Raw genomic sequence first — 16,411 nt, forward strand, 5'->3', positions numbered from 1 at the left:
CACACAGGGCGCCGACTTACTGAGGATTGAGTCTTGACTGACCAGTTGCGACTGATGGCCGTTCACGCCCACCCCGACGACGAGTCGAGCAAGGGCGCTGCGACCATGGCGAAGTACGTGTCCGAGGGGGTGGACGTGCTGGTCGTGACCTGCACGGGCGGGGAACGCGGCTCCATCCTCAACCCCAAGCTCCAGGGCGACGCGTACATCGAGGAGCACATCCACGAGGTACGCAAGAAGGAGATGGACGAGGCCCGGGAGATCCTGGGCGTCAAGCAGGAGTGGCTCGGCTTCGTCGACTCCGGCCTGCCCGAGGGCGACCCGCTGCCGCCGCTGCCGGAGGGCTGCTTCGCCCTGGAGGACGTCGACCACGCGGCCGGTGAGCTGGTGCGCAAGATCCGCGCCTTCCGCCCGCAGGTGATCACCACCTACGACGAGAACGGCGGCTACCCGCACCCCGACCACATCATGACCCACAAGATCTCCATGGTGGCGTTCGAGTCGGCCGCGGACACCGAGAAGTACCCGGAGGCGGAGTACGGCCCCGCCTACCAGCCGCAGAAGCTCTACTACAACCAGGGCTTCAACCGCCCGCGCACCGAGGCCCTGCACCAGGCGATGCTCGACCGCGGCCTGGAGTCCCCCTACGGGGACTGGCTCAAGCGCTGGGAGGAGTTCGGCATGAAGCAGCGCACGCTCACCACGCACATCCCCTGCGCCGAGTTCTACGAGATCCGCGACAAGGCCCTGATCGCCCACGCCACGCAGATCGACCCGGACGGTGGCTGGTTCAAGGTGCCCATGGAGATCCAGAAGGAGGTCTGGCCGACGGAGGAGTACGAGCTGGCGAAGGCCCTCGTCGATACCTCCCTCCCCGAGGACGACCTCTTTGCGGGCATCCGCGACAATGCCTGACATGAGCGCAAGCGCAAGCCTGGCAATGACGCACCTCGTCTCCTTCGCCAAGGAGGTCGACGAGGACAAGGTCACCCCCGGCGTCCTCGGCTTCATCGTCTTCGCGGCGATGGCCCTGGCGGTGTGGGCCCTGATGAAGTCCATGAGCCGGCACATGAACCGGGTCGACTTCACCCAGGTCCCGGACCCGGAGGCCGAGCAGCCGGAGCAGTCCGCGGCGGAACCGTCCCGCACGGAATCCGCGGAAGCGGAGCCCTCCGGCCAGGCCGGCAAGAAGCAAGGCTGACGCCCCCGCCGAAGGGGACGCCACCCGTCGGTGGCCGGCGACAAGCGCCGCCGACGGGTGCCTCGCGCACCCCCGAGGCCTACGCCTTCGACTCCACGGCCACGCCCATCACCTCGCGCGCATGCCGGTTCGGCACCATCCCCAGCCGCCAGGCCTGCCAGCCCGCCTCCAGGGTCACGCCCCGCTCCAGCAGCAGCTGGTACGCGTCGAGGTAGTCGTCCAGCTTCCGGTCGCGCAGCCCATGGCTCGCTCGGGACAACTGCGCCAGCTCCTCCTGCGCCACCGCCGCACCCACCTCCATGCCGCCCGGGGCCGCATAGGGCAGGAGCGTGCAGCGCAGGAAGCGGGCCCAGTCCTCGCCCCGGCGGTCGCCGTAGGAGGCGAAGAGCTCCACCGCCTCGTCGCACAGGGCCATCGCCTGCTGGGTGCGGGCATTGCCCGCGTCCACGACCGCCAGTTCCAGGCACGTCCAGGCCTCGCCGTGGGCGACGCCGATGCGCTGGAAGTCGGCCCGGGCATCGACCAGCAATTGCCGCGCGAAGCCCGAGTTCCGCAAGGAACCCGTCTGGGCCGCCCGCAGGTCGCGGGTGACGCGGGCCGAGTGGTGGCGGGCGCAGGCCAGACCGTAGACGTCCCGCATGCGGGAGAACATCGTGCGGGCGCGTTCCAGCTCGCGCACCGCCTGGTCGAGGTTGCCCGTCTCCTCCAGGGCCTGGCCCAGGTAGTACAGGGTCCAGGCCTCGCCGCGCGCGTCCTCGTTGTCGCGGTGCCGCGCGGCCGCCCCGCGCAGCTCCTCCACGGCCGGCGACGCGTCGCCCGCCACCAGCAGGGCCCGGGCCAGCTGCGTCAGAGCCCAGGCCTCACCACGGGCGTCACGGGTCCGCCTGTACAGCTCCAGGGCCGCCCGCAGCTCGCCCTCGGCCCGCGGGACGTCGCCCATGCGCAGCCCCAGCTGACCGAGCTGGAAGTGCGCCCACGCCTGACCGTGCACGGACTCGCCCTGACGGTGCAGGACCAGCGACTCGGTCAGCAGATCCAGCGCCTCCGCCACCCGGGCCCGGTCCCGCTCCACCGCCGCAAGGGCGTGCATCGTCCACGCCCGGTCCGTCGCCAGCTCGGGGGAGGACTGCAGGGCCAGGGCCTCGCGGAGCTTCGCCGACGCCTCCGTCAGATTGCCCTGGTGGTGCAGGGTGATGCCGAGGGAGCACAGGGCGCGGGCCGCACCCGCGTCATGATGGGCCTCCCGGTAGAGGTCCACCACCGACGCGAGGGTCGTACGGGCCTTGTCCAGCTCTCCCAGCTGCCGTGCCGCGATACCCGTGCGCCACTGCACCGAGCGGACCAGCAGGCCCTCGTCCACCGCCTGCGCCAGCTCGCTGATCTCGCCCAGGCGGTACAGGTCACCCCGCAGCAGGCAGTAGTCGCACAAGGCACCCAGCAGGTTCAGCACCGCCGCCCGGTCCACGCCCTCGGCATGCCGCAGCGCCGCCGTGATGAAGCTCGACTCGTCGTCCAGCCAGCGCAGCGCCTCGTCGAGGGAGGGGAAGCCGTACGGGCTGAAGCGGTTGGTGCGGGTCGACATGTTGCCGTCGACCATCCGCAGCACCGAGTCGGCCAGCTCGGCGTAGTTCACGATCAGCCGCTCCTGCGCCGCCGTGCGCTCGGCGGGCTCCTCCTCGTCGAGAAGGCGGGCCTGGGCGAAAGAACGGACCAGGTCGTGCAGCCGGTAGCGGTCGCCCCGGACGTGGTCGATCAGGCCCGCGCGGGTCAGGACCTGCAGATGCCGCTTCGCCTCCGCCTCGTCCGTGGCCAGCAGCGCGGCGGCCGCGGCGGCACCCAGCGAGGCCCGGCCGGCCAGGGCCAGCCGGCGCAGCAACCGCCGTACGGTTTCCGGCTGGTCGGTGTAGCGCAGCCACAGGGCGCGTTCGACCGGCTCGACCGGGCCGTACGCGGCCAGGTCCGTGGCCAGCGCACGCGGGGAGCGCGGGCCGAGGCACGAGCCCGCGATGCGCAGCGCCAGCGGCAGCCCGCCGCACAGCTCCCGGACCAGGTCCGCGGACTCCGCGTCGTACGGCCCGGAACGGTCCTGCGCCGCCGCCCCCAGCAACTCCTCCGCACCGGCCGCGTCCAGCGGCGCCACCGCCAGCTGGTGAACCCGCGCGGGCAGGCCCTCCAGCTCCAGCGGGCCCCGCGCCGTCACCAGCACCAGGCTGTCGGACCGCTCCGGGACCAGGGCGCGGATCTGCTCCGAGTCCGAGGCGTCGTCGAGGACGACCGTGACCGGCAGGCCCGTCAGATGCTGGTGATACAGCTCGCTCAGCCGCTTGACCTGCTGGTCGGGGGAGGAACGCTCACGGAACAGCAACTGCTCGCGGGGCGCGCCGAGCCGGTTCAGCAGATGCAGCAGGGCGTCACGCGTGGACAGAGGGGACTCGCCCGGCCCGTCCGCGCGCAGGTCGACGACACAGGCACCGCGGAAGTAGTCCTTCAGATCATGCGTGGCCTGCACCGCGAGCGTCGTACGGCCGCTGCCGGGCGCGCCGTGCAGGACGACCACGGTCGGCTGCGTCTCCGTGCTCGCCCGGGCCGACTGCACCCACTGCCGGATCTGCGCCAGCTCGTGCCGCCGCCCCGCGAACGGCTCCGCCGGTTCCGGCAGCTGCCCGAACGACTGCTCCAGCACGTTGCGCCCGCGGGCCGCCGCGCTCTTGTCCGCACCCCGCAGCCGCGGCCCCGACTTCTTCGGCCCGGTCGAGGCCGCGAGCACCCGCTGCTGGTCCAGGAACGGCCGGATGCCCCGCACCTCCAGCGCCGTCAGCCACTCCAGCCGCAACTGCTCCGGCCCGCCCGGCTGACTCACGGCACCGGCACGGCGGTGCGCGGCCGGCAGATGAGACCCGACCACCTTCACCACCGTCGCCGCGGCACCCACGACACCCACCGTCACACCCGCCCCGAGAGCGGTCCCGGTCCCCGTGCCGAGCGCCATGTCGGCGACGACGGCCGCGACCGCCGCGACCCCGGCCACCAGCAGCGGCGTCCCGGCGCCCTCCCGGGCGTAACGCTGCCCGAAGGTCAGCTGCCCGGCCGCCGCCTCGTCCAGGGCGCGCGTGTAGGCCTCGTACTCCTCGCCCGCGCTCTGCGCCATCGCGTCGAGCCCGCCGCGCGCCCGCGCGAGCAGCACCTTCCCGTCGCTGCGCCCGCCGGAGCGGCGCACCTCCTCCTCAACGGCCCGCGCCAACAGCCGCTCGGCCTCCGCCCGATGACTGTCCCGCATGTCATGTCCCCCTCCGGCGGCAACGGCGTTCTCTCAGTCGTTGCGGTCGTTCCCTCGGTCGTTTCCTTGGTCAAGTGTGCTGTGGACGGCGCATCGGGGCGAGGGGGCGTGCCCGGCCCGATTGTGTGAAGAGACCGGCTCGTTGGCGTGTGGCGCGCCCGGCGGGCGCGCGTCGGGCGCGGCGCCCGTGCGGCGCCTGACGCGTGCCGGGCGGGGTACTGCGGCAGGATGGACACCATGCCGAACCGACTGGCGCACGAGACGTCCCCTTACCTCCTTCAGCACGCCGACAACCCCGTCGACTGGTGGCCCTGGTCGGCGGAGGCCTTCGAGGAGGCCCGCAAGCGGAACGTGCCCGTGCTGCTCAGCGTCGGATACAGCAGCTGTCACTGGTGCCACGTCATGGCTCACGAGTCCTTCGAGGACCAGGAGACCGCCGAGTACCTCAACGCGCACTACGTGAGCGTGAAGGTCGACCGCGAAGAGCGCCCCGACGTCGACGCCGTCTACATGGAGGCCGTGCAGGCGGCGACCGGGCAGGGCGGCTGGCCCATGACCGTGTTTCTCACGCCGGACGCCGAGCCGTTCTACTTCGGGACGTACTTCCCGCCCGCTCCCCGCCAGGGCATGCCGTCGTTCCGGCAGGTGCTCCAGGGGGTGCACCAGGCGTGGGACGAGCGGCGGGACGAGGTGACCGAGGTCGCCGGGAAGATCGTCCGGGATCTGGCCGGGCGGGAGATCTCCTACGGCGACGCGCAGACCCCCGGCGAGGAGGAGCTCGCGCAGGCGCTGCTCGGGCTCACCCGGGAGTACGACCCGCAGCGCGGCGGATTCGGCGGGGCGCCGAAGTTCCCGCCGTCCATGGTGCTGGAGTTCCTGCTGAGGCACCATGCGCGGACCGGCGCCGAGGGCGCGCTCCAGATGGCGAGCGACACCTGCGAGCGCATGGCCCGGGGCGGGATCTACGACCAGCTCGGGGGCGGCTTCGCCCGCTACTCCGTCGACCGCGACTGGGTCGTGCCGCACTTCGAGAAGATGCTGTACGACAACGCGCTGCTGTGCCGGGTGTACGCCCATCTCTGGCGCGCCACCGGCTCGGAGCTCGCGCGCCGGGTCGCTCTGGAGACCGCCGACTTCATGGTGCGCGAACTGCGCACGAACGAGGGCGGGTTCGCCTCCGCGCTCGACGCCGACAGCGACGACGGCACCGGAAAGCACGTCGAGGGCGCGTATTACGTGTGGACGCCGGAGCAGTTGCGGGAGGTCCTCGGCGAGCAGGAAGCCGATCTCGCCGTGCGGCACTTCGGTGTGACCGAGGAGGGCACGTTCGAGGAGGGCGCGTCCGTCCTCCAACTTCCCGTGCGGGACGGTCTGTCCGACGCGGGGAAGATCGCCTCGATCCGGGAGCGGCTGCTGGCGGCGCGGTCGGAGCGGCCCGCGCCCGGCCGGGACGACAAGGTCGTCGCCGCCTGGAACGGCCTGGCGATCGCCGCGCTCGCCGAGACCGGTGCCTACTTCGACCGGCCCGACTTGGTCGAGGCCGCCGTCGCCGCCGCCGACCTGCTCGTCCGGCTGCACCTGGACGAGCAGGCCCGGCTCACCCGCACCAGCAAGGACGGCCACGCCGGTGCCAACGCGGGTGTGCTGGAGGACTACGCGGATGTGGCGGAGGGTTTCCTCGCGCTCGCGTCCGTCACCGGGGAGGGTGTCTGGCTGGAGTTCGCCGGGTTCCTCGTCGACCACGTCCTGGCCCGCTTCGCCGACCCGGAGTCGGGCTCGCTGTACGACACCGCGGCCGACGCCGAGCGGCTGATCCGCCGTCCGCAGGACCCGACCGACAACGCAGCCCCGTCCGGCTGGACCGCGGCCGCGAACGCCCTGCTGAGTTATGCCGCGCACACCGGGTCCGAGCCTCACCGCACCGCCGCCGAGAAGGCGCTCGGCGTCGTCAAGGCGCTCGGGCCGCGGGTGCCGCGCTTCATCGGCTGGGGGCTGGCCGCGGCGGAGGCCGTGCTGGACGGGCCGCGCGAGGTCGCGATCGTGGGTCCGGCCCTTGAGGACGAGGGCACGAGGGCCTTGCACCGCACGGCACTTCTGGGTACCGCGCCGGGTGCGGTGGTCGCCGTAGGCGCTTCGGGGAGCGATGAGTTCCCGCTGCTCAGCGACCGTCCGCTGGTCGGCGGTGAACCGGCGGCCTATGTCTGCCGTAACTTCACGTGTGACGCGCCGACAACGGAAGTTGAACGGTTGCGTGCGGTGCTGAGCGACTGAAGTCGGGAATCAACGGAAACACGCTCTTTATCTGAACAGCCCCCAGGCTTCACAGTTCCCCCCTAATCTCTGCACAGTGACGTGACGGGAGGGGCCGCACCGGCACACCGTCACGACCGGGGGCTCTGGGATCTGGGGGGATCTGTTTGCTGACGTCTGTCTTCATCGCTGCCGTTTCACTGGCCTTGTTCTGGATGGCGGCGTTCACTCTGTGGTGGCAGATGCACGCCTGGCGCACGCCGGAAGTGCTCGCCTCCACACGGTTCAGCAGTCCGGACGGGGACGAGCACGTCTCCTTCTCGCTGCTGCTGCCCGCGCGGCACGAACAGGCGGTGCTGGACCACACGATCCAGCGGCTGCTGGAGTCGAGCCACACCGACTTCGAGATCATCGTGATCGTCGGGCACGACGACCCGGAGACCACCGCGGTGGCCGAGACGGCCGCCGCGCGTGATCCACGGGTCCGGGTCGTCGTCGACACGCACGAGAAGAAGAACAAGCCGAAGGCCATGAACACGGCGCTGCCGCACTGCCGCGGTGACGTCGTCGGCGTGTTCGACGCGGAGGACCAGGTCCACCCCGAGCTCCTCGCGCACGTCGACCACGCCTTCCGCACCACCGGCGCGGACGTCGTCCAGGGCGGGGTGCAGCTGATCAACTTCCACTCCAGCTGGTACAGCCTGCGCAACTGCCTGGAGTACTTCTTCTGGTTCCGCTCGCGGCTCCACCTGCACGCGCAGAAAGGTTTCATTCCGCTCGGCGGCAACACGGTCTTCGTCCGCACGGGCGTCCTCAGGGAAGCCGGCGGCTGGGACCCGAACTGCCTCGCCGAGGACTGCGACCTGGGCGTCAGGCTCTCCAGCGTCGGCAAGAAGGTCGTCGTCGCCTACGACTCCGACATGGTGACCCGGGAGGAGACCCCGGGCTCGCTGATGTCCCTGCTGAAGCAGCGCACCCGCTGGAACCAGGGGTTCCTCCAGGTGTACCGGAAGAAGGACTGGAAGCAACTGCCCACCCTCGGGCAGCGCCTCCTCGCCCGCTACACCCTGATGACGCCGTTCATGCAGGCCTTCACCGGCCTGATCATCCCGCTGAACGTGGCGATCGCGCTGTTCCTGGACGTGCCCGTCGGCATCGCCTTCATCACCTTCCTGCCGGCCGTCACCGCGCTGGTCACCTTCGTCTTCGAGGTCGTCGGACTGCACGACTTCGGCAAGCAGTACGGGCTGCGCGTCCGCTTCGGGCACTACCTGAAGCTGATCCTCGGCGGCCCCTTCTACCAGGTCCTGCTCGCCGGTGCGGCCGTGCGGGCCGTGTGGCGTGAGCAGCGCGGACGCAACGACTGGGAGCTGACGTCCCACGTCGGCGCGCACCTCGACGAGACGGCAGTGAACCGCCGGGACGTTCCCGTGACCCGAGAGGACGTTCCCGCGTGACCTCCACCCTTCCCGCGGTGACCGCAGCGAAGGTCCCCGCGCAGCGCCGGCCTGCGGCGCCCCGCACCGGTGCGCACCGACGAGTCGAGCCGCCGCGCCGGCTGCGCTCCTCCAGGCCCGACCTGATCCTGTGCGGTGTCCTCCTCGTGGCGATCCTCGTCGTGCAGGGCTGGAACATCGCCGACTACCCGGCCCTCAGCGACGACGAGGGCACCTATCTCGCCCAGGCCTGGTCGGTCCAGCAGGGCAACGGCCTCGCCCACTACACCTACTGGTACGACCACCCACCGCTCGGCTGGATCCAGATCGCCGTGCTGACCTGGATCCCCGCGCTGATCAGCCCCGAGTCGATGACGGTGGGCACCATGCGCGCCGCGATGCTGGTGATCAGCGGCATCAGCGCGGTCCTGATCTTCGTGCTGGGCCGGCGCCTGGCGCTGCCCCGCTGGGCGGCCGCGCTCGGCATGGTGTTCTTCGGGCTCTCGCCGCTGTCGGTCGTGCTCCAGCGGGAGATCTTCCTCGACAACCTCGCGGTGATGTGGACGCTGCTGGCCTTCACGCTGGCCGCCTCCCCGAGCCGTCACCTCTGGCACCACTTCGGTGCGGGCATCGCGGCCGCCACGGCCGTGCTCACCAAGGAGACGATGCTCGTCGTCCTGCCCGCGCTGTTCCTCACCATGTGGCGCCACAGCCACCGGGACACCCGCAAGTTCGCCCTCACCGGAGCCGTCACGGCCTGTGCCCTGATCGGCTTCGCGTACCCCTTGTTCGCCCTGCTCAAGGGCGAGTTGATGCCGGGCGCCGGGCACGTGTCCCTCTGGGACGGCGTCAAGTACCAGATGACCAGACCCGGTTCGGGCTTCATCCTCGATCAGGGCTCCGGCTCCTGGGGCGTGCTCCAGTCGTGGCTGTACTACGACAGGATCCTGCCCCTCGGCGGCCTCGCGGGCGCGCTGCTCCTGCTGGTCACCTGGCGCTGGTCGGTCACCGCCCGCGCCCTGGCCGGTCCGGCCCTGGCCGTGGCGATCTTCGCCGCGCTGGCCCTGCGCCCCAACGGCTACCTGCCCGCGATGTACGTCATCCAGGCCCTGCCGTTCCTCGCGCTGGTCCTCGCCGGAGGTACCGCCTCCGTCGCCCACGCGGTGCTGAGCCGCTGGCGCTCCGAGGCGGAGAAACGGTACGTCAGTGCGGGCCGGTACGCGCTCGCCGCCGTCCTCGCCCTGGCCGCCGGCGCCTACGTCGTCCCGCACTGGTACGACGGGGCCCGCACGGCCGTCACCACCGACGCCAACGCCCCCTACAAGGCCGCGTCCAAGTGGCTGGCCACGGAGGTCGAGGACCCGGAGCGCACCCGGGTGCTGGTCGACGACGCGCTCTGGCTCGACCTCGTGCACCAGGGCTACCGGCCGGGCCTCGGCGTCATCTGGTTCTACAAGGCCGACCTCGACCCGGCGGTGACGAAGACGATGCCGCGCGGCTGGAAGGACCTCGACTACGTCGTCGCCTCGCCGACCGTGCGGCGGGACGCGGCCGATCTCCCCAACGTCAAGGCCGCCATGGAGCACTCGGACCCGGTCGCCACCTTCGGCACGGGCGAGGACCGCATCGAGATCCGCCAGATCCAGACGACCGCCGGAGGCGCGCGATGAGCCAGGAGTCCACCGTCCCCGCCGAGGTCGTCGAGACCGCCGAGATCCCCGAGCCGGGCGCGGTCACCATCGTCGTGCCGACGTTCAACGAGTCGGCGAACGTACGGCAGTTGCTGCACCAGATCACCGAGGCCGTCCCGGCGCGGCTGCCCTGCGAGGTCGTCTTCGTGGACGACTCCACCGACGACACGCCCGAGGTCATCGAGAAGGCGGCGCAGGACTGCCCGTTCCCGGTGACCGTGCTGCACCGCCAGGAGCCGGTGGGCGGGCTCGGCGGTGCGGTCGTCGAGGGGCTGAAGGCGGCCACGTCCGACTGGATCGTCGTCATGGACGGCGACTGCCAGCACCCGCCGTCCCTCGTGCCCGACCTGGTCGCCACCGGCGAGCGGGCGAACGCCGGGCTGGTCGTCGCCTCCCGGTACATCAAGGGCGGCAGCCGGGCGGGGCTCGCGGGCAGCTACCGCGTGTTCGTCTCGCGTGGGGCGACCTGGCTGACCAAGGCGCTGTTCCCGCGCCGGCTGCACGGCATCAGCGACCCGATGAGCGGGTTCTTCGCGATCCGCCGCAGCGCGGTCACCGCCGAGGTCCTCCAGCCGCTCGGCTACAAGATCCTGCTCGAACTCGCCGTCCGCAGCCGCCCGCGCAAGGTCACCGAGGTGCCGTTCGTCTTCCAGGACCGGTTCGCGGGGGAGTCCAAGTCGACCGCGCAGGAAGGCTTCCGCTTCCTGCGCCATCTGGCCGGGCTGCGCACCGCCTCCCCGGTCGCGCGCATGGTCGGGTTCGGTCTGATCGGGCTGACCGGCTTCCTGCCGAACCTGGTCGGCCTGTGGGGGCTGACCGCCGCCGGCATGCACTACGTACCGGCGGAGATCCTCGCCAACCAGCTCGGCGTCGCCTGGAACTTCGTGCTCATCGAGCACCTGCTGTTCCGCGAGCGGCGCCGGCACCGGCGCTGGTGGGACCGGGCCGGGCGGTTCGCGCTGCTCGCCAACGCCGATCTGGTGCTGCGCATCCCGCTGATCGCCCTGTTCGTGCACCGGCTCGACCTGGGCGTGCTGTCGGCCACCGCGCTCGCGCTGGTGACGACGTTCGTCCTGCGCTTCGCCGGGACCGAAGCGCTGGTCTACCTGCCGCGCCGGGGACGTGAGAAGCCCGGTCGCGGGAGCACCGCACAGCAAGGAGAGCCGAGTGAACAGACGTCGTAGACGTACCGCATTCCTGGCCGTGGCGGGCCTCACCGCCGGCCTGCTCCTGACCGCACCCCAGCCCGCCTCCGCCGCCAACCTCATCAAGAACCCCGGCTTCGAGACCGCCGGCGCCGGCGACATGCCGTACTGCTGGGAGAAGTCCGGCTGGGGCGACAACGACTTCACCTTCACCACCACGGCCGACGCGCACACCGGCTCCCGGGCCATGAAGGTCGAGCTGACCCGCCGCGTCGAGGGCGACCGCAAGGCGCTGATCACCGAGTCCGCCGAGTGCGCGCCGGTGGTGACGCCGGGCAAGCAGTACGACCTCGGCCTCTGGTACAAGACGACGACCCCGGACGCGGCGATCACCCTGTTCCGGCACGACACCACGGCCGGCTGGCAGTACTGGACCGACCTCAAGACGCTGGACATGGCCGGCGACTGGACCGAGGCCACGGTCCGCACGCCCGAGGTCCCGGCCGGCACCGACCGCATCTCCTGGGGCGTCTCCGTCTACGGCACGGGCTCCGCCACCACCGACGACTACACGATGGACCAGGTCCCCGACCCGGTCCTGCCGCCGGAGTGCACGGGCACCGCCCAGCAGTGCGCCGACGGCAAGTGGGACGTGCTGCCCACGCAGAACCCGGTGCGCTCCATGCACTCCGTCGTGCTCCACAACGGCAAGGTCCTGCTGATCGCGGGCTCCGGCAACGACGAGTCGATGTTCGAGGCCGGCACCTTCACGTCGGCGGTGTACGACCCGGCGGACGGCTCCTACAAGGTCGTCCCCACGCCGAAGGACATGTTCTGCGCGGGGCACGTGCAGCTCCAGGACGGGCGCGTGCTCGTCATGAGCGGCAACAAGGGTTACCCGACCGCGGACGGCCGCGTCGGCTACCAGGGCTACAAGGACTCGTACGTCTTCGACCCGGAGACCGAGACCTACTCCAAGACCAACGACATGAACGACGGCCACTGGTACCCGTCGGCGACGATCCTCGGCAACGGCGACGTCATCTCCTTCGGAGGCCTGAAGGAGGACTCCACCGGCTCGGTCACCGCCGAGCTGTTCTCCGAGGCCGAGCAGCAGTGGCAGCCGTTGTGGAAGGTCAACCAGACCTGGTCGTACTGGGGCCTGTACCCGTCGATGATCCTGATGCAGGACGGCCGCCTCTTCTACTCGGGCAGCCACGTCTTCGGCAACAACATCCCGGGCACCGGCTCGGCGATCTACGACTACGGCGCCAACACCACCACCCAGGTGCCGGGCCTGCGCAACAAGGACGAGCGCGACCAGTCGGCCAGCGTGCTGCTGCCCCCGGCGCAGGACCAGAAGGTCCTCACCCTCGGCGGCGGCAACATCGACTCCAACCCGGAGGCGAACCGCCTGACCGACATCATCGACCTCAAGCAGCCCAACCCGTCCTACGTGGCCGGACCGCCGATCCCGCAGGGCACGGTCGACCTCGGCAACGGGCCGGTCCCGCAGACCGGGGACCAGGGCAAGATGTACGTCTCCGCCGTGCTCCTGCCCGACGGCAAGGTGCTGGAGACGGGCGGGGCGCTGCACAACCGCGCCAACCCGGTCTACGAGACGTCGATCTTCGACCCGAAGTCGGAGAGCTTCGACCCGGTGGCCGTCGACCCCGAGGCGCGCGGCTACCACTCGTCGGCGTTCCTGCTCCCCGACGGCCGTGTGATGACGACCGGCGACAACCCGGGCAACGGCTCGTGGAACCACGACGTGTCGGTGTACAGCCCGCCCTACCTGTTCAAGGGCCCGCGGCCGGCGATCACCTCGGTGATCGACACCGAGTGGAACTACGGCGACACCCAGCGGATCACCGTCGACCGGCCCATCGCCAAGGCCGAGCTCATCCGTCCGGCCGCCGTCACGCACTCCTCCGACCCGAACCAGCGGTTCGTGGACCTGCCGCTGTCCGTCGACGGCGACAACGTCGACCTGAACGTGACGAGCAACCCCAACCTGGCCCCGCCCGGCTGGTACATGCTCTTCGCGGTCGACGCGAACGGAGTGCCGTCGGTGGCGAAGTGGGTGCACCTCCAGGGCCCGCAGGCGCTCAAGGCGACGGACGCCTCGGCCCATGTCCACGACTTCGCGGACGCCCCGAAGGGCAAGGTCACGGGGCCCGGCAAGAAGCGCACCTCGCAGAAGGTCAGCCCCACGGTCTCCGGCTGCGACCGCCACTACGGCTCGGTCAACGTCTGCGTGCCGACGGACTTCCCGGCGGAGGTGACGAACACGACGGCGGCACGCTGCGCGTGGCTGAAGGCGAACGACTACGGCCGCCTGAAGGTCAACGGCAAGGACGACCCACTGGGCCTGGACCGGAACCGGGACGGAACCGCCTGTGGGAAGGGTGATGTGAAGAAGGGTCAGCGCTGACCGCGTGACTCCGTCAGGGCGCGCTCCACGATGGCCTCCAGCTGCTCGTGGTGCGCGCCCTTCCAGTACGCCCGGCCGCACGCCGTGCACTGCGCGAACACGTCGTACGTGGCATGCGTGCCGTGCTTCAGCTGGTCCGCGACCTCGTCCTTGGTCGCCTTGCGCAGCAGTCCGTTGCAGGCCGTGCAGCGCGTCCAGGGGAGCAGCTCGGGCCGGAAGCGGTCCAGGACGTCACGCAGCTGCTCCTCGGGCCGGGTGCTGTAGACGAACGCGCCCGCCCACAACTCGCGCCTGCGCAGCAACCCCCGGTCGCGGCTCAGCATCACCCGCTGCTCGGCCGCCGAACGCGCCGCGAGGGCCGGGTCGCCGATGTCGGTCGACTCGTAGGCGGTGTCCACGCCGAGGAGGCGCAGCCGGCGGGCCAGCGTGCCGAGGTGCACGTCGAGGAGGAAGCGAAGGGGCGCGCCCGGGACCTGCTGGGGGCGCTTGACGGTCTGTACGGTCACCGACTCGCCGGCCGCCGGGACGTGCGCGAAGGGCACCTCGCGGCCGTCCACGAGCAGCACGCCGACCTCGGTCAGCGGCACCCCCAGCGACTCGATGACATGGCCGAGGCTGGAGACGCCGTCCGTGGCGGCCCGCACGGTGCCCGCCTGCCGGGCACGGGGCACGAACACCTGCAGCTCGGCGGCGAACTCGACCTGGATCTCGGGACCGTTCACCCGGTCAGGATGCCATGGTGAAGGGCGCAGGCCTCAGGGTTTTCCGGTCGGCAGGCCGTGCTCCAGGACGTCCAGGGCGCGGTCGACGAGATCCCGGATGTCGTCGCGGTGGCCGGTCTCGGCCCAGTAGTGGGAGACCTCCATCAGCCCGCCCATCACGGACATCGCGAAGACCCGCAGTTCCAGGCCGTCGGGATCGAGTCCGGAGCGCTCCGCGAGGGCGTCGCGGAGCAGCCGGCCGGTGGCCGCGGTGCTCTCCAGCATGCGGGCCCGCACCGCGGGCACCTCGACCCCGAGCCGCGTCCGCAGCCGGGTCACCTCGGGCTCCTCGGCGAGGCTCAGGTCGAGGGCCGTGCGCATCACGTGCCGCAGGGTGTCGGCCCACGACTCGTCCTGCGGCCGGGCCCGCAGCTCCGCCATCATCACCGGGTCCCACTCGTCGGTGATGACGATGTCCTCCTTGGTCGGGAAGTACCGGAAGACGGTCGACGGCGACACCTCGGCGCGGTCGGCGATCTGCTCGATCGTCGTGGCGTCGTAGCCCTGCTCCTCGATCAGCGCGTAGGTCGCGGTGCGGATCGCCTGGCGGGTCTTGATCTTCTTCCGCTCCCGGAGCCCCAGTGGGGGCCGGTCGGCGGGGGTGGTGCGTGGGGCCGTCATGAAGGTCATTGTCGGGCATCGGCCTCGGGCTCGGCCATGGCCGGGGTGCTGCTCCCGGGTCCGGCGGACCGGGCACCGGGCAGGAACGCCCCGGCGAGCAGCGCGGCGGCCAGGGCCGCGAAGCCGCACACCACCAGGACGACGCCCATGCCGTGCACGTACGCACGGTCCGCGGCGGCGGCCAGGCCCCCCGAGCCGGTCCGCTCGGCGATCAGGTGCGCGGCGACCACCGACTCCCCGGCGGTGTCGGCGGCCCCGGCGGGCAGCCCGGTGACGTCGAGCCGGTCCCGGTACACACCGGCCAGCAGGCTGCCGAGCAGGGCGATGCCGATCGCGCTGCCCACCTGGCGCAGCGTCATGAGGAGCCCGGAAGCGCTGCCTGCCCGGTCGGCGGGCAGTGCGGCCAGCGCCCCGTCCATCGCCGGGACCACCGCGAAGCCGAAGCCGATGCCGGTCACGGTCAGCCACAGCGCGGTGAAGCCGTAGCCCGAGCCGGCCTCCGTACGGCTGCCGAGGAACGCGGCGAACGCCAGGACGACCAGGCCGCAGCCGACCACCGACCGCGGGCCGAACCGGGCGACGACCGGCTGGGCCGCGCGGGCGGCGACCAGCAGCCCGGCCATCATCGGAAGCAGTCGCAGCCCGGTGCCGAGGGCGTCGTGGCCGAGGACGGCCTGGAGGTAGGGCGGCAGCAGGAACAGCAGGCCCGCCAGGACGAAGGTGACCAAGGTCGCCGTGAGCGCGTTGACGAGGAACCCGCGGTGGCCGAGCAGCTCCATGTCGAGCATGGGCCGCACCGCCCGGCGCTCCCGCAGCACCAGTCCGGCCAGCAGGACCGCGGCGCCGGCGAGGAACCCGGCCACCAGCGGGTCGGCCCAGCCGCGCGTGGGTGCCTCGATGATGGCGTAGACGAGGGCGCCGAGGCCGGCCGCGGTGAGCGCCGTGGAGACGGCGTCGACCTTGGGGGAGGCCGGGTCGCGGGTCTCGGGGAGCAGGAAGAGGCAGGCCGTGATGCCGATGCCGACCATCGGGACGTTGATCAGGAAGACCGAGCCCCACCAGTAGTGGTTGAGCAGCCAGCCGCCGAGGATCGGGCCGAGCGGCATGCCGAGCGCGGAGGCCGCCGACATGACGCCGACGGCCTTGGAGCGCTCGTCCGGCCCGAACAGCGACGGCAGCACCGACAGTGCGAGCGGCATGACCAGGGCGCCGCCGACCCCCATCACGGCCCGGGCGGCGACGACCCAGGCCACGTCCGGGGCCAGGGCGCCCACGACCGAGCCGGCGAGGAAGATCCCCAGCCCGGTGACCAGCATCAGCCGCCGGCCGAACCGGTCGCCGAGCAGCCCCGCCGGGAGCATCAGCGCCGCGAAGACGACGACGTAGGCGTCCGCCATCCACTGCTGCTCACCGGTGGTCGCGCCGAGGTCCTCGGCCAGGGTCGGCAGTGCGACGTTGAGGATCGTCATGTCGAAACCGAGCGTGAGCATGCTCGCGACCAGGGCCCCGAGGGCCCACCAGCGCCGGGGGTCGGGCGTGATGACAGCAACCATGAAATGAGAGTAACTATCAAAAGATAGATGCTGTCAATCGTT

The 16,411-nt window shown here is 71.5% G+C and carries 11 protein-coding genes; 7 read left to right on the forward strand and 4 right to left on the reverse strand.

Translation table 11 applies throughout. The features are described from left to right. The first annotated feature begins 33 nt into the window (after positions 1–33). Positions 34–915, forward strand: a complete 882-nt coding sequence (gene mca, locus AB0G20_RS14465; protein ID WP_033311300.1) for a mycothiol conjugate amidase Mca — start codon at positions 34–36, stop codon at positions 913–915. Next, positions 908–1,201: a hypothetical protein gene (locus AB0G20_RS14470; RefSeq protein ID WP_361301096.1), complete on the forward strand. Its 294-nt coding sequence runs from the start codon at positions 908–910 to the stop codon at positions 1,199–1,201. The genes mca and AB0G20_RS14470 overlap by 8 nt, the downstream gene beginning before the upstream one ends. 79 nt (positions 1,202–1,280) lie before the next feature. On the opposite strand, the gene AB0G20_RS14475 is transcribed toward AB0G20_RS14470, so the two are convergent. After that, the gene (locus AB0G20_RS14475; protein WP_361301099.1) at positions 1,281–4,478 is read right to left on the reverse strand and encodes a tetratricopeptide repeat protein; all 3,198 of its coding nucleotides are present in this window, start codon (positions 4,476–4,478) and stop codon (positions 1,281–1,283) included. 237 nt (positions 4,479–4,715) lie between these two features. Between AB0G20_RS14475 and AB0G20_RS14480 the strand changes: the two genes are divergently transcribed. The 5 genes from AB0G20_RS14480 (at position 4,716) to AB0G20_RS14500 (ending at position 13,434) form a co-directional block, all read left to right on the forward strand. Then, positions 4,716–6,749, forward strand: a complete 2,034-nt coding sequence (locus AB0G20_RS14480) for a thioredoxin domain-containing protein (RefSeq protein ID WP_361301102.1) — start codon at positions 4,716–4,718, stop codon at positions 6,747–6,749. Between the two features lie 146 nt (positions 6,750–6,895). Then, positions 6,896–8,185, forward strand: a complete 1,290-nt coding sequence (locus tag AB0G20_RS14485; protein ID WP_361301105.1) for a glycosyltransferase — start codon at positions 6,896–6,898, stop codon at positions 8,183–8,185. Beyond that, positions 8,182–9,834 (forward strand): phospholipid carrier-dependent glycosyltransferase, encoded by a 1,653-nt coding sequence (locus AB0G20_RS14490; RefSeq protein ID WP_361301108.1) that lies wholly within the window; start codon positions 8,182–8,184, stop codon positions 9,832–9,834. Before AB0G20_RS14485 ends, AB0G20_RS14490 begins: the two co-directional genes overlap by 4 nt. Continuing rightward, positions 9,831–11,039 (forward strand): glycosyltransferase family 2 protein, encoded by a 1,209-nt coding sequence (locus AB0G20_RS14495; RefSeq protein WP_361301111.1) that lies wholly within the window; start codon positions 9,831–9,833, stop codon positions 11,037–11,039. The genes AB0G20_RS14490 and AB0G20_RS14495 overlap by 4 nt, the downstream gene beginning before the upstream one ends. Next, positions 11,023–13,434 carry a galactose oxidase-like domain-containing protein gene (locus AB0G20_RS14500; protein WP_361301114.1) on the forward strand — a complete coding sequence of 804 codons (2,412 nt, stop codon included), beginning with the start codon at positions 11,023–11,025 and terminating at the stop codon, positions 13,432–13,434. The genes AB0G20_RS14495 and AB0G20_RS14500 overlap by 17 nt, the downstream gene beginning before the upstream one ends. Here the strand turns inward: AB0G20_RS14500 and AB0G20_RS14505 are convergent. From AB0G20_RS14505 to AB0G20_RS14515, 3 genes are read right to left on the reverse strand one after another with little or no spacing between them, the layout of a single operon-like run. Then, a complete protein-coding gene (locus AB0G20_RS14505; protein WP_361301117.1) occupies positions 13,425–14,156 on the reverse strand; it encodes a Mut7-C RNAse domain-containing protein in 732 nt (243 codons plus the stop codon). The genes AB0G20_RS14500 and AB0G20_RS14505 overlap by 10 nt on opposite strands. Before the next feature lie 33 nt (positions 14,157–14,189). After that, entirely contained in the window at positions 14,190–14,816 is a 627-nt protein-coding gene (locus AB0G20_RS14510) for a TetR family transcriptional regulator (RefSeq protein WP_361301120.1), read from the reverse strand. Between the two features lie 5 nt (positions 14,817–14,821). Continuing rightward, a complete protein-coding gene (locus AB0G20_RS14515) occupies positions 14,822–16,369 on the reverse strand; it encodes a DHA2 family efflux MFS transporter permease subunit (RefSeq protein WP_361301123.1) in 1,548 nt (515 codons plus the stop codon). Between the last annotated feature and the right edge of the window lie 42 nt (positions 16,370–16,411).

The organism is Streptomyces sp. NPDC024017 (assembly GCF_040638895.1).
GTDB lineage: Bacteria > Actinomycetota > Actinomycetes > Streptomycetales > Streptomycetaceae > Streptomyces.

What these genes read in the sequence shown, in the direction of transcription:
- AB0G20_RS14495 (WP_361301111.1), top strand. Translation starts at nt 9,831, where the DNA reads ATGAGCCAGGAGTCCACCGTCCCCGCCGAGGTCGTCGAGACCGCCGAG.
- AB0G20_RS14515 (WP_361301123.1), bottom strand. Translation starts at nt 16,369, where the DNA reads ATGGTTGCTGTCATCACGCCCGACCCCCGGCGCTGGTGGGCCCTCGGG.
- AB0G20_RS14510 (WP_361301120.1), bottom strand. Translation starts at nt 14,816, where the DNA reads ATGACGGCCCCACGCACCACCCCCGCCGACCGGCCCCCACTGGGGCTC.
- AB0G20_RS14475 (WP_361301099.1), bottom strand. Translation starts at nt 4,478, where the DNA reads ATGCGGGACAGTCATCGGGCGGAGGCCGAGCGGCTGTTGGCGCGGGCC.
- AB0G20_RS14470 (WP_361301096.1), top strand. Translation starts at nt 908, where the DNA reads ATGCCTGACATGAGCGCAAGCGCAAGCCTGGCAATGACGCACCTCGTC.
- AB0G20_RS14480 (WP_361301102.1), top strand. Translation starts at nt 4,716, where the DNA reads ATGCCGAACCGACTGGCGCACGAGACGTCCCCTTACCTCCTTCAGCAC.